Origin of the sequence: Kitasatospora sp. NPDC098663 (assembly GCF_044760075.1) — a bacterium.
GTDB lineage: Bacteria > Actinomycetota > Actinomycetes > Streptomycetales > Streptomycetaceae > Kitasatospora.
In genome coordinates this window covers 14,726-27,534 of record NZ_JBIWAP010000029.1, presented here as the reverse complement: position 1 = coordinate 27,534, position 12,809 = coordinate 14,726, and the positions used below count along the sequence as shown (strand labels likewise).

Below are 12,809 nucleotides of genomic sequence, written 5' to 3'. Positions count from 1 at the left end.
CTCGTGACCGCCGCCGCCCTGCTCGACTTCGATGCCCACCCGGCGGCACTGGGCGACCTCGGCCTTCTCCCGCAGGACCTGCAGGACGCCGCCGTGCACCAGCTGCGCCGCCTGGTGCGGTGCCAGCAACGCGGCCCCGCTCTCGGCCGGCGAGGCCTGTGGGACCTGACGGGCTGCCGCCGAATCTACCTCGACCACGAGCGCTGCTGGCGCCTGGTCTACCAGGAACGCCCGGCCCCGCCGGCCTCCGGCAGCGGCACCGAGATCTACCTGCTCGCCGCCGGACGCCGCAGCGGACACCAGGTCTACAACACCGCGGCCCGACGGCTGCAGCTGCTCACCTCCCACGCGGCGGCCTGAACCACCCGCCTGCATCTGTCTTCCACTCTTCGAAGGACCTTCAGCATGCCCACCACCTCCTCCACCCTTGCCCAGGCCCAGCGGATCCAGGCCGCCGTGTCGATCCTCGGCCCGCAGGACACCATCTCGCTCCTGCGCCTGCTCAAGTTGTCCGACGGCGTCCGGCCGCTGGCCGAACTGGCCGAGAAGTCACCGCGGATGACCGAGACCCAGCTCGACCGGCGGCTCGATGGGATGGAGGAGAGCGGGCTCATCACCCGCACGAAGGACTCCGGCACCACCCTGGTCTCCCTCACCCGGGCCGGACGCGAGGCCGTCGCGTACATCCAGATCCCGGTGACCCGCTGGGCCTCCGCACACCAGCCGGTCCCGCAGTACGGAACCGGACCGGGGGCGTACACCGAGCAGGCCCTCGCCACGCTCAACCGGACCAACGCCATCGCCACCGTGATGGCCCTGGACGCCTTCGGCGAACCGGCCTACCCGAGCGAGATCCTGGACACCGCCCTGCCCGACGGGATGAACCCCGGCAACCTCTACCAGCGACTGGCCCAGCTGGAGAAGGACGGACTGGTCGAGCGCAGCGGCGAGCCGCGCTACTACATGTACGGGCTAACCACCGCCGGCAAGGCACTCGCCGATCCGCTGCAGGCCATCGGCCGCTGGGCGCAGCGCCACCTCCCGACGCCGCCGCGCGCCGAAACGACCGTCCGCCGCACGGGCACGCGGGACATCACGCCGACCGCCGACGCCCCGGCCACCCGGCAGGCTCCCGCGAGGCCGGTGCCCGACGGGCCGCGCCGCGCAGAGCCGCCGCTCGCGCCCGCGCCCGGACCTGCCGCGGGGACACGGCCTGCGCCCTCGCCGTCGGAGCAGGCCGCCGCCCGCGCGAACGCCGCCGGGCTCCGCTCGGTGACCGCTGCACTGGTCTTCAGTCACGAGGCACCGCAGCAGCCCGCCCCGCTCATCTCCAACTCCACTGCCGCAAAGCGGCGATGAGGACACGCATGGCCACCAGCACTCCTTCCTCCACTCCCGCTGCCCCCCGTGCGCGCCGCCCGGCCGACGGCACTCCCAAGCCGCGGCCCGTCCCACCGATGCCACAGTCCACCCGGAACAACCGGCGAGCCGTCGGCGTCCGGCCCGCCTACCTCGCCCTGGGCTCCTATACGTCGGTGGTCCGGGCCCGCCGGGTGCTGCAGGAGGCGTCCTGGACCCGCACCGCACAGGGGAACGGCCAGGTGTTCGCGCGTGGCGACGTCCGGATCCTGCTGAACGACTCCAGCGACCACACGTACCAGCGCGAGGCGTTCACCGCCCACGGGCCCGGCTGGCGCGCCACCTTCAGCTCCCTGACCCCCGACGAGGTCCTCGCTTCCGCCGCCGAGGCCCTGGTCGAGACGGCCGCGACCCGCCAGGCAGGGCCGGCCGAGCACGACGACCTCGACGGGGCGCTCTACTGCCTGTCCGAGGCCGGCTGGGACGGCGCGAACAGCCGGGGCGGCGACATCACGCGGATCACCTCCCCCGACCATCTCGCCGAGATCCTGCACCCGGCGGGCCGGCAGGCCTGGCTGATCACCGCCGGCGTTGACGGCGAGGGTTGGGAGGCCGAGCTGGTCGGCGACTGCCCGAAGCTCCTGATCGAGAACGTCATCGGCTGTCTGGCCGCCGAGTCGCCGGTCCGGCGCAGCACCGCCGATCTGCCGAGCGTCCTGCGCCGCTACCTGGACATCGGCCCGGACCCCTACCGCTCCGACGCGGCCTGCCGCACCTCCCCGGCCGCCCGGGTCGCCGGGCCGGCCGCCCTCGTCATCACCCCCGCTCACAGCGCCACCGCACCCACCCGGAGAGCCCGTTGACCGCCGTCCACCACGAGGCGACCGTGCTGCTGACCACCGATCTCCAGGAGGAATCGGAGCAGATCCAGGCGCTCGCCCGCACCCTCGACCTTCCGCCCCGCGCACCGGACCCGGTCCGGCTGCTGAGCCGTAACCTGCTCGCCGCCCTGGTCCATCTCGCCACCGTCAGCGCCTCGGCCGCAGCCGTCGTCGACGCCGCCGACCCGCCCTCCGAGGCCCACCTGCGGGCCCTGGCACGCATCGAGCAGGCCCAGCAGGCCCTCCTGTCGGCCGGCGGTTCGATGTCGACCGCCCTGGACCAGCTGTCCACCCCCGACAGCACCATCACCGACTCCGCCGGCCTCGTGCAGGCCGCACGGCTACGAGCCGCCGCCCTGCTCACCAGCGCCAGCGCCCACCTGGGCGCCGCCGCCGCGGTGCTGCGCACCGCACCGCCCGGCTGACACCGCCCAGCAACCAGGAAGACCCGCCGCCCGCATGCCCCCCGCCGCACCCTCCGCTCTCAAACCGACGGCCCGCGACGTCCTCGCCCTCCCCCACGTGCCCGCACTGCTCGCCGGCACCCTCATCGGCCGGCTGCCCACCGCCATGGCACCGCTCGCCCTGTTGCTCGCCGTGCGTTCCACCGGCGGACCGGTCCTGCTTGGGGCCGTCCTCGCCGCCCTCTACGGGCTGGCCAGCGCCGTCGGCCAGCCGTTGATCGGCCGGCTCGTCGACCGCACCCGCCTGGGCCTGGTCTCCGCGATCGCGGCGAGCGTGGCGTTCGTGGCGTTCACCCTGCTGGCCGTGACCGACCTGGTCGCGCAGCCGATCGCCGCAGCAGCACTCGCCGTACTCGCCGGAGCGGCGACTCCGCCGCTGGAGGCCGGGCTCCGCGCACTGTGGCCACGCCTGGTACCCGACCCGGGCAAGCAGCGCGTGGCCTACACCCTGGACAGCGTCAGCCAGGAAGTCGTCTTCGTCGCCGGGCCGCTGGCGGCGACCGCAATGTGCCAACTGGTCGCCCCAGCCGCCGCGCTGTGGGCCTGCGGCGTCATCGGCGCCCTCGGCACCGCCCTGGTCGCCACCCGGGCGCCGGCCACCTGGCCGCCCGCCGGGCGGCGTGAGGTCCACTGGAGCGGGCCGCTGCGCTCGCGCGGGCTGCTGCTCCTGCTGGCGGCAATGGCCTGCCTGGGCTTCAACCTCGGTGCCTTCAACGTGCTAGCGCTCTCCCTGGCCGACCGGACCGGAGCGGGCTGGCTGACCGGGATGCTCCCCGCGGCCCTGTCGGTCGGCAGCCTGGCCGGCGGGATCGCCTACACCCGCTCCCCGTGGACGCTCCCACCGCAGCGGCAACTGCTCGCTGCGGCAGCGGGTTACGCGGTCTGCTTCGTCCCGCTGCTGCTCGCCACCACCCCGCTGACGGCCATCGCGTTCGGCGTCGCACCCGGCCTCTACCTGTCGCCGCTGCTCGCCTCGGCCTTCTTTTTCTGCGACCGCCTGGCCCCCGAGGGCACCGCCACCGAGGCCGCGGCCTGGCTGATCGCGGTGATCGGCGTGGGCCAGGCCGCCGGGACTGCGGTGGCCGGCCACCTCGCCGAAGGCGGCACCGTGCCGGTCGCCACCGCTGCGGTGTTCGCCGCCGCCCTGGCCGCCGCCGTCCTCCTACCCCGTACCGATCTGCTCGTCACCAATCCCAACTCGTCTTTGGAGACCCCCGCTTGACCACCACTTCCGCCGCCCGTATCCGCATCGTCTGGGACTGGAACGGGACCGTGCGCGACGATCTCGGCGACCACGTCGCGGCCCTCAACGCGACCCTGCCCGTGCTCGGTGGCAAGCCGGTCAGCGTCGAGACCTACCGGTCCCAGCACCGGGTGCCGATCCGCTCGTTCTACGACCACCTGCTCGGACGCACCATCACCGACCAGGAGTGGAGCGACAACGACGCCGCCTTTCTCGACGTCCTGCATCGGCGGCCTGTCCAGCTGCGCGCGGGGGTTCGCCAGCTGATGATGGGCCTGCGAGCCCGCGGTGTCGGTCAGTCTCTGCTCTCGCTGGCCCCGCACGAGCGGCTGCTCACCGAAGTACGGCAGGTCGGCATCGGCGGCCTGCTGGACCGTATCGACGGCCGCATCGGCCCCTCCGTATCCACCAAGGCACCCGCGCTCGCCGCCCACCTCGCCGCCCTGGGTCCCGGCATCGACCCGTCCACCGTGGTGGTGATCGGCGACAGCGCCGACGACGCGGTCGCCGCCCGCGCGGTAGGCGCCGTGCCGGTCCTGCACACCGGCGGCCTGCACTGCCCCGAGCGCCTGGCCGCCGTCGGCGCCCCGCTGGTGGACACCCTGGCCGAGGCGGTCGAGGTTGGACTCGCCGAGGTCGCCGCCGGCCGAAAGGCCCGCCCGTGACCCAGACTCCCGCCGCGCCGACGGGTATCGGCACCGCGCTGGTCCCTCAGCGCCTGAGTGCCGAGCGCCTCAGCGAACTGCCGGGCCAGGACGAGGGCACCAGCACCCCGCTGGGCCGGGTCACCAGGGAGATCCATACCACCGCCAGCCTCCTGGACAATATCCAGGAGCGCCTGGTGGGCCGGGCCCGCACCATCCGCGCCGACATGCAACTGGTCATCGCAGGCCGCGACCCGCTCGCCCAGGCCACCGGAGGGCTCGGCCCCGACTCCCAGGCCCTGCACGCTCTCGCCGTGCGCGGCAACGAGCTCCACGGGCAGTTGGAGGTGCTCACCGACCTGCACCAGCTCCTCGCCGCAGCACCCGATCCGGCCCCACCGCCCCCGACCAACACACCCGTGCAGACCGTCACCGCCGAGCTGCGCGTCAACGATACCCAGCTGCGCGCGCTGGACGCCGTCGCCCGCGGCAAGGTCTTCGTCTCCGAGTACAGCATCCAGCAGGGCCGGAAGATCCAGGCCGACGTCCAGGTCCGCCCGGCCACGTTGCAGTTCCTCATCGACAAGCGTCTGGCCGTCCAGGACACAAGCACCAGCCTCTACGTCGGCCAGAAGGTCCGTATCACCTCGCTCGGCGCCCGCGTCCACGCCGCCCACGCCCGCACCACAGCGGCACACCAGCCAGCGGTGGCTGCCGAGCACGCGTCCGCGGCGGCGGGGACCGGCCCCGCCCCGGCCCACGGCGAGGACGCGATGAACAGGGGACCCACCACCGGCCCGGCCCCGGCCCGACTGGTCACCGGCGCTCCCGACTTCGCTGGGCGCCTGGCCGTCGTGGAGCGCCTCGGGATGGACACCGAGGACCTGCTCACCCTTCATGAGGAGCCCCGCGAGCTCCGCACCCTGGCGGCGCTGATCTCGCGCCAGGCCGCACGGGCCGACGAACTCGACCAGGACCTCCGCCAGTCGGCCGTCTACGCGATCGAGCGCCTCGACCGGATCCGGTCCGGCCAACACCACGAGGTCCAGCGCTACAGGGTACTCCGCATGCTGGGAACGGACCTCGAAGCCTCGGGAGCGCGGTTCGATCTCGCCACCGAGCACCTGGGCCAGGCTGTCTTCGTGTACCGGAAGGCAGCCGAGCGCCTCGCGCAGGCGCCGGAGGTGGGCCGGGCCGTCGCCGCCCGCTCCCGTGCCTCCGCCGCCACGCCGCCGACGACCTTGGTGGTCGGCGCCGCGCCTGCCCAGTCGGCCCCGGAATCGCCTCGGGCGCCGCACCGGTGACCACCGTCCCCGTCCCGTCGGGTGAGGTCGACCTGGGCCTCGCCGGGCTGGACCCCGCCACTGCGGACGACGCCGTCAACGCCCGGTTCCTGCGCCACAGCGGCGCCGACTTCGCGGTGGAGCACACCCATCGCCTGCGCACCAGCACGATCCTGGGATCGGTCGACGGCCGCCACATCGCCGCCCTCATCTCCCGCGACCAGCGCGCCGGCACCTACACCATCCGCCTGCGCCACACCGGCGGCGGCAACGACGCCCGCTCCTGGCTCGCTGCCCAGGTCGCGCCGACGACGGCCCGCCGCGCCGCGGCCACGGCACGCGGCGCCCGGACGAGCACAGCGACCCTCGTCCCAGCCGCAGTCTCTCCCGCACCGGCCGGCCGATCAACAGCCCACCGCCGCTGACCCAAGAGCCCCCGATCGCCCCCAGCCTCCAATCCGGCCTCGGCTTCGGAGGCAACATCTACGACCTGGTGCCGGCCGACGAGGAGACCCGACAGGTCCTGTCGAGGCTCGCGGCCCGCGAGAGCGAGCTCCTGCCCATCTCCGCACAGCACCGGTCCGACGCCGACTCTCACCTGTCCGCCAGCTACTTGGTCGGCGCGGACACCTCGGCGATCTTCGCCGTCCCCGGTACGCCCAACATCGTCGCAATCCACCGAGCACGCGACGCCGGCACCGTCCGCCGCGCCCCGCTCGGTCGCAGCAGCACCTCCACGCCCCCCCGAGAACACCGGAGCAACCCATCAGCGACGTCACCAAGCCGCTCCTCGCCATTGACGAGGCCCTCCAGGTCGAGGACCTCGAAGCCCGCACCGAGGAGGACAAGCGCAGGTGGTGGGAGTTCGCGTACGAGCGGAACATCGGCGTCCTGGCCGTGCAGAAGACGGCCAACCCGCACACGCCGCTGCTGACCGACTCCTACCTCGTCGTCCACGACGGCACCATGACCTGGGACATCCCCGGCTCGAATCAGCTCGCCGGAATCCACGTCCAGCGCGACCTCGGCGCCGGAACGTACCGGCTTGAATACCAGCGGGCACCGATCGTGGCACTCGCGCAGAACTGGCTCGTCTCCCGCGGCGCCGACCTCGACCAGGTGACACCGCACGACGAGCAGCTTCCGACCTGCGACCAGCCCAGCCGCGACCTGGAGCAGCAGCTCGCCCAGGCCGGCGACAGGTACAGGATCGCGAACTCGTACACCTCCGACCTCGTCCTGGACCCCGCCTACTCCTCGGGCGGGCCACCCAGCAGCAACGAGGACCTGGTCTACGACTTCAACACCTGGATCATCGCCGAGGACCGGCGGCCCGAGCCCGGCCAGCACCCCGTCCGGGTGTTCTACGAGGATGTCGACTACCTCGGCCGCACCTACACCCTGTGGGAGGGCGGCTTTCCGGACCTCGATGCCGCCTACGAGTGGACCCGGCGCGCTGGCGAGCCGGACAACCCCCTCCCGCCCGTCGAGACCGAGGTCGTCCGCAGCCCGCGCACCGCCGCCGCCCGCACCACCAGCCCCGCCGCCGCTGTCAGCCCCGCCGCCGCCGCAGCCGCGGCCACCGACCCGACCGCCACCCGCCCCCGCACCCGCACCCGGTGACGGCCCCACCCCCACGGACCGACGTCGGCTCAGCCCCCACCCGCGAGCCAGCGCCGTCCCCGCTAACCACTCCCCTTCAACTCCCCAGGGCACCTTGGCCACGACGTCGACACCGCACACCCACGTTCAGCCCGAAGCCGCCTCCCGGCCTCTGGTGAACGCCAGCACCACGCGGCGCCACGCACGGGACGCGCTGACCGAGTTCACCCTCGCGCTCGCAGCGCGCCTTCCCGGAGGATGGGACGCCGACTTCACTCCTCTTGCAACGGGCACGGAGCGCAGCGCTCTTCACGACCGGCTCTGGGACCTCGCCCACGCCGACTGGGCCGTGGCCGAGTTCGTGTACGAGCGCGCGGGAATCCTGCGCGGGTCGGCCAGCCGCGAGCTGGTCGTCCTCCCCCGCCCCGCTCCGCGCACCGAGCAGTACATCATGGCCCCGCTCCTGCCCCAGGTCCTCGGCCGCGCCACGGACCGGTTCGAGGACTTGTCACCGCACGGCATCACTGTCAGCGCCGATCCGGTCCGCGCCGCCGCGTCGGTGACCGGACGGCTGCTGCCGCGCTACGACACGGCGATCCGCCGGGCGCTGCCCTCGCCCTGGTCCCCACCTAACAGCGACCCCGCCGTGCTGCGCGAAGCGGTGCACACCCTGTTCTCAGTGGCCGAGCTCCGTCTCCACCTGGGCGACGAGCCCACCGGCCTGGCCAGCGTCCTCACCGGCGGAGGCGAGTACGTCTGCGAGCACCTGGACCTGCCCGACGAGCTGGCTCCCTTGATCGAGGCCGCCGCACGGCAGTCGCTGCTCTCCACCTCGGGGCTCGGCACCGGCTCCCTCCTGGACGCCGACACTTCGGAGCACCTGCGGAGGCTGTCCGCCCTTCCCGCCGCCGAGCAGCAGCAGCTGCTCCGGCTGGCCGCAGCCCGGCTCCACGAACCGCCCGCCGGCCCGAGGTCGTCGGTCGCCCGGATCCGCTCGCTCGCCCCGGTGCCGGCCGCTCCGGCCTCGGTCGCCGTGAGGAAACGAAGCAGCAGCGCCAAGGCCCAGCAGCCCGGACCGCCGATCGTTCCGACCAACTCGCCTTCATCACCACGGAGAACATCGTGACCTCGCATCCTCTCGACCCCGTCACCAACGCCAAGGCCATCGACGAGGACCTGAACGACCGCCGTATGGAGGCGCTCGAAACCCTGTCGGCGGCCCGCACCCCTGTCTTCCAGGGGCCATCGCCCGTCCATGAGGCGGCGGCTCCAGCAGAGCGCACAGCCCAGCAGCCGTTCGTGACAATGCGGCACTCCACCACCGGCGAGATCACCACCACGAGCTACAACGCCGCCGCCCGGCGGGTCCTGCTCCAGCGCGGCTTCGAGGAGACTCCTTGACCACACCCGGACCGCCCGCCTCTACAGCACGCACCAAGGGTGGCGAGCTTCGGGCCAAGGTCGCCGCGCTGCTGGCCGACCGGCCGGCGGACAAGCTCACCATCGGGGACATGGCCAGGCAGCTCCGCCACTCCCACGGTGCCGTCCGCAACGCCGCCCTTACTCTGGCGAAGCGCGGCGAAGCTGACCAACTCGGCTCCGGGAAGCCGCAGTTCCGTGCAAACGGGAAGACCGCCGCCGCCGCGCAGGCCGCAGTGATCAGTCCACCGGGAACCCACTCTCCCCGTGCCCAAGCGGCCACGGCCCGCACGACCCCTCCTGCATCGAAGACCTTCCAGCAGACCGGCCCGATCCGCCGCCCCGGAGGCCAGCTCTACCACCCTCGGGAGCTAGCCGACCTGCCCGATGTCGAGGCCCTGGGTCGTCTGCGCGACGCCGACGTGCCGGTGCTGCTCTACGGTCCCCCGGGCACCGGCAAGACCTCCCTAGTGGAGGCCGCGTTCCCGGGCTTGATCACCGTCGCCGGCGACGGCGACACCACGGTCGGCGACCTGATCGGCGATTACACGCTGGACGACAGCGGCAACTACGCCTGGCAGTACGGCCCGCTGGTCACCGCGATGACCGAGGGCCGCGCCCTGCTGATCGACGACGCGACCTTGATCCCACCGAAGGTGCTGTCGGCGCTGTACCCGGCGATGGACGGGCGCCGCCAGATCCAGGTCAAGAACCACAAGGGCGAGACCATCACGGCGGAGAAGGGCTTCTATGTGGTGGCGGGCCACAATCCGGGCGTGCACGGTGCTGTGCTGACGGAGGCGTTGGCGTCCCGGTTCAGCGTGCAGATCCAGGTCGGCACGGACTACGACCTCGCCCTGGCGCTGCGGATCGATGCCCGGGTGGTCCGGGTCGCCCGCCACCTCGCCGGCCAGGTCGAACTCGGCGAACTGGGCTGGGCCCCCCAACTGCGTGAGCTGATCAGTTACCAGAAGACGGAGGCGGTCCTCGGTACCAAGGCGGCGCTCGGCAATCTGATCGGGATCGCTCCTCTGGAGGACCGCGACGCTGTAGCCGCTGCCGTCGCGAAGGTCGCCGGCGTCAAGGGCGTCGCGCCCCTTACTCTGGGTCGGCAGCTCTCCGCCGCGACCGCGTCGGCTGCCCGGCAGTGGCAGTCCCCGGGCAGCACCGGCTCAGCATCCCAGGGCCGCTCGCGATGAGCGCCCATCACCACATCCAGTCCTCCGTCCCCGAGGCCGACGACGACGCCGACCTCGCGCGCTGGGACGACGACGGTGCCCCGCCCCGACAGCCCTCGTCCTCTCCGGCCGCGTGGCTGCGTGTGGGTGCCGAGCTCGGCGACCGGCTGGTCGCCCTGTCCGGCCGCCAGGACCTGGTCGTCACGTGCAGGCGCGGCACCCGCTCCGGGGCGCCGGCCGCGTTCTTTCCCGGCCTGGCTGAGGTGGAGTTCGACGCCGACCTGTTCGAGCCCCTCCAGCCACACGAGGTCCACCCGCGGATCGTGGGCGACGAGGAGCGCTATCCCGCCGCCTGGGGTGTCCTCTGCCACGAGGCCGCCCACGCCGCCCACTCCGTATGGTTGGAGCCGACCGGCGCGGACCCCCGCGTCGTCGAGGCCGCACTCCTATTGGAGGAGAGCCGTGCCGAAGGCGCCCACCTCACCAGGCGGCCCACCGACCGCACGTACCTGCGCACCAGCGCCCGGACCCTGGTCATGCCCGACGTCGCCAACCCCAGCGTCCAGGGCATCGAGCATGCCGCCAGCGTGGCAGCCCTGATGCTCGGCCGACGGGACGCCGGCGTCCTGGACGCCGGCGAGACCCAAGCCGTCGCCACCGTGTGCGAGCGAGTCCTGGGCGCCGACCTGTTGGCCACCCTCACCGACATCTGGACCGCAGCCCACCGGTGCGCCGACCATGACGCATCCACCATGCTGGCGCACGCTCAGGACTGGTGCGACGCCCTGGATGCCGCTGTCCCTGCCCCGCCCGCCGTACCGGAGGACCTCACCAATCTGCTGTCCGGCGCCGTGGCGGTCGTCCTGGACAGCATGGCCGCCAACGACGCCGCCGACGCCGCAGCACGGGCCGCCACGGACAGGGCCGTGGCCGCGCAGTCCAAGGCGCGGGCCCAGGACCGCGCCCAGAACGCCGGCCAGCGACGCAAGGCCGCCGCGACCGCCAAGTCGGTCTTCACCTCGCGCGGCACCGTCAGCCCCAACGGCACACCAGCGCCCCACGAGAGCCCCGTCACCGGCACTCGCAAGCCCACCGCCGCCGAGCAGAGCGCCGCCGCACGTCTGAGCCGCGCCCTTCGCGCAGCCGCCTACCGCGAACGCACCGAGGAGCGGACCACCAGCCCCACCCCGCCCGGCCGCCTCAACGTGGGTCGGGCCCTCGCCCGCGACGCCCAGCGCGCCGTCGGCGCCGTGCCCACCGCAGAGCCGTTCACCCGCACCCGCCGCCGGACCAGCGCCACCCCTCCACTGCGCGTCGGCATCGCCGTCGACGTCTCCCGCTCCATGAAGGCCGCCTGCAAACCCGTCGCATCCGCCGCCTGGATCGTGGCCCGCGCAGCGGCCCTGACCGACCCCGACTCCCGTACCGCCACCATCGCCTACGACCACCATCTGACCGCACTCACCCGCCCCACCCACTGGGCGCCAGAGCGCGTGACGACATTCGAGGCCGGGGGCGGCAGCCACAACCTCGGCGACGCCATCGACGCCCTCGACCACGGCCTCGACCTCAGCCGCCCAGGCACCGGCCGCCTCCTTGTGATCGTCACCGACGCCCAGTACGCCGGCTACGAAACCGAGCAAGCTGTCACCCGTATCAAACGCCTCACCGCCGCAGGCTGCGCCGTACTCCAGCTCACCCTCACCCAGGGATCCCGCCACCTGCCGGGAACCACCCTGCTTCACCTGCCCCGGCCTTCCAGTGCCCCCGCCGCCATCGCCAAGGCCGCCACCGACGCCATCCGAAAGACACGCTGAGACGCCGTCGCACAACTGGGTGCTTAGACGCAGAAGCCCCGGTCCGCCAGCTTCGCCAACGTAACCGAGAGGAGCGGTCCACGACCGGCCAAGCTCACCGAGCTCCGCCGGGTTCATCGGGACAGGACAGTGCCCCCGGGACCGACCTCTGTCGCTCCCGGGGGCGATGCTTGTGCGGCACACTGCCGTTCGCCCCCAGCAGACACCACGAACTACGCAAATCGCCCACCCCCAAGGAACTATGGACGCCTTCGACAAGGAAGGAAGGCGCTCATCATGACCGTGGCCGTCACCGCTCCCACCGTGCCGGGCCTCAAGCCGGGCGATCCCGTCGAAAGCCGAACCTGGCTGCTCGGCGCAGGCAGCCCGTACGCGATCAGCGCGTTTCTGGCGGCCCACAACTGGAGCTGGGTCATCGACCCGCGCGGCACCATCCACGCCGCGTCACCCGACACTCGAGTCTACCTCGGCTACGCCCCGGACGACCCGACCGCGGACACCTGGACGATCGCGGTCACCGGCACCGCCCGCGAACACGACTGGAAGGCGACGTTCGACCGGCACGCCCCCGTCGAACTCGTCCTGGACCTGCTCGCCGCCATGTACAGCCGCACCACCCGGTGAAGTACCGGAGGGAGCTCGTGCCCATCGTCAACGTGTCTACCTGCACGTCCGACATCATCAGGCGCCTCGCCTCGGCGCAGTTGCTCACCACCGCCAGCATCATCTCCACCGCCTCCGCAGCCTCGCTCTGCGCGACCCTGCATGAGTGGCTGCTCACCGAGAACCTCGTGTTGACGTGTGGTTCGCAGATCTGGGTCCAGGCGAAGCTCCGAGGCGTGCGGCGGGCCGCTCTGGCGGCTCGCTCCACCGGCCAGATCTCCCACCAGCACGACAGCTCCAACTGAGCGTGATCAGC

The 12,809-nt window shown here is 72.8% G+C and carries 15 protein-coding genes; all 15 read left to right on the top strand.

Going from position 1 to position 12,809, the window contains the following annotated elements; genetic code table 11:
- The first annotated feature begins 3 nt into the window (after positions 1–3).
- Complete coding sequence (locus ACIQVZ_RS27905) at positions 4–360, top strand: hypothetical protein (protein ID WP_402453554.1); 357 nt, start codon at positions 4–6, stop codon at positions 358–360.
- Between the two features lie 45 nt (positions 361–405).
- Positions 406–1,359 carry a winged helix-turn-helix transcriptional regulator gene (locus ACIQVZ_RS27900; RefSeq protein ID WP_402453552.1) on the top strand — a complete coding sequence of 318 codons (954 nt, stop codon included), beginning with the start codon at positions 406–408 and terminating at the stop codon, positions 1,357–1,359.
- A 98-nt stretch (positions 1,360–1,457) separates the two neighbouring features.
- Positions 1,458–2,222: a DUF317 domain-containing protein gene (locus ACIQVZ_RS27895; protein WP_402453551.1), complete on the top strand. Its 765-nt coding sequence runs from the start codon at positions 1,458–1,460 to the stop codon at positions 2,220–2,222.
- Positions 2,219–2,665 carry a hypothetical protein gene (locus ACIQVZ_RS27890; RefSeq protein WP_402453550.1) on the top strand — a complete coding sequence of 149 codons (447 nt, stop codon included), beginning with the start codon at positions 2,219–2,221 and terminating at the stop codon, positions 2,663–2,665. Before ACIQVZ_RS27895 ends, ACIQVZ_RS27890 begins: the two co-directional genes overlap by 4 nt.
- 34 nt (positions 2,666–2,699) lie before the next feature.
- Positions 2,700–3,926: an MFS transporter gene (locus ACIQVZ_RS27885; RefSeq protein WP_402453548.1), complete on the top strand. Its 1,227-nt coding sequence runs from the start codon at positions 2,700–2,702 to the stop codon at positions 3,924–3,926.
- Positions 3,923–4,612 (top strand): HAD family hydrolase, encoded by a 690-nt coding sequence (locus ACIQVZ_RS27880; RefSeq protein WP_402453545.1) that lies wholly within the window; start codon positions 3,923–3,925, stop codon positions 4,610–4,612. Before ACIQVZ_RS27885 ends, ACIQVZ_RS27880 begins: the two co-directional genes overlap by 4 nt.
- Complete coding sequence (locus ACIQVZ_RS27875) at positions 4,609–5,895, top strand: hypothetical protein (protein WP_402453544.1); 1,287 nt, start codon at positions 4,609–4,611, stop codon at positions 5,893–5,895. Before ACIQVZ_RS27880 ends, ACIQVZ_RS27875 begins: the two co-directional genes overlap by 4 nt.
- On the top strand, positions 5,892–6,299 hold the full coding sequence (locus tag ACIQVZ_RS27870) for a hypothetical protein (RefSeq protein WP_402453542.1): 408 nt from the start codon (positions 5,892–5,894) through the stop codon (positions 6,297–6,299). The genes ACIQVZ_RS27875 and ACIQVZ_RS27870 overlap by 4 nt, the downstream gene beginning before the upstream one ends.
- A gap of 472 nt (positions 6,300–6,771) precedes the next feature.
- Positions 6,772–7,497: a hypothetical protein gene (locus ACIQVZ_RS27865; protein ID WP_402453541.1), complete on the top strand. Its 726-nt coding sequence runs from the start codon at positions 6,772–6,774 to the stop codon at positions 7,495–7,497.
- A 154-nt stretch (positions 7,498–7,651) separates the two neighbouring features.
- Positions 7,652–8,602 (top strand): hypothetical protein, encoded by a 951-nt coding sequence (locus tag ACIQVZ_RS27860; protein ID WP_402453538.1) that lies wholly within the window; start codon positions 7,652–7,654, stop codon positions 8,600–8,602.
- Entirely contained in the window at positions 8,599–8,877 is a 279-nt protein-coding gene (locus tag ACIQVZ_RS27855; RefSeq protein ID WP_402453685.1) for a hypothetical protein, read from the top strand. Before ACIQVZ_RS27860 ends, ACIQVZ_RS27855 begins: the two co-directional genes overlap by 4 nt.
- Positions 8,874–10,094 (top strand): AAA family ATPase, encoded by a 1,221-nt coding sequence (locus tag ACIQVZ_RS27850; RefSeq protein WP_402453536.1) that lies wholly within the window; start codon positions 8,874–8,876, stop codon positions 10,092–10,094. The genes ACIQVZ_RS27855 and ACIQVZ_RS27850 overlap by 4 nt, the downstream gene beginning before the upstream one ends.
- Positions 10,091–11,890 carry a hypothetical protein gene (locus tag ACIQVZ_RS27845; RefSeq protein ID WP_402453535.1) on the top strand — a complete coding sequence of 600 codons (1,800 nt, stop codon included), beginning with the start codon at positions 10,091–10,093 and terminating at the stop codon, positions 11,888–11,890. The genes ACIQVZ_RS27850 and ACIQVZ_RS27845 overlap by 4 nt, the downstream gene beginning before the upstream one ends.
- Positions 11,891–12,166: 276 nt before the next feature.
- Positions 12,167–12,514, top strand: coding sequence for a DUF317 domain-containing protein (locus ACIQVZ_RS27840; protein WP_402453533.1), 348 nt, complete (start codon positions 12,167–12,169; stop codon positions 12,512–12,514).
- 32 nt (positions 12,515–12,546) lie between these two features.
- Entirely contained in the window at positions 12,547–12,798 is a 252-nt protein-coding gene (locus tag ACIQVZ_RS27835; protein WP_402453531.1) for a hypothetical protein, read from the top strand.
- Positions 12,799–12,809 lie beyond the last annotated feature (11 nt).

What these genes read in the sequence shown, in the direction of transcription:
- ACIQVZ_RS27900 (WP_402453552.1), top strand. Translation starts at nt 406, where the DNA reads ATGCCCACCACCTCCTCCACCCTTGCCCAGGCCCAGCGGATCCAGGCC.
- ACIQVZ_RS27895 (WP_402453551.1), top strand. Translation starts at nt 1,458, where the DNA reads ATGCCACAGTCCACCCGGAACAACCGGCGAGCCGTCGGCGTCCGGCCC.
- ACIQVZ_RS27885 (WP_402453548.1), top strand. Translation starts at nt 2,700, where the DNA reads ATGCCCCCCGCCGCACCCTCCGCTCTCAAACCGACGGCCCGCGACGTC.
- ACIQVZ_RS27845 (WP_402453535.1), top strand. Translation starts at nt 10,091, where the DNA reads ATGAGCGCCCATCACCACATCCAGTCCTCCGTCCCCGAGGCCGACGAC.
- ACIQVZ_RS27840 (WP_402453533.1), top strand. Translation starts at nt 12,167, where the DNA reads ATGACCGTGGCCGTCACCGCTCCCACCGTGCCGGGCCTCAAGCCGGGC.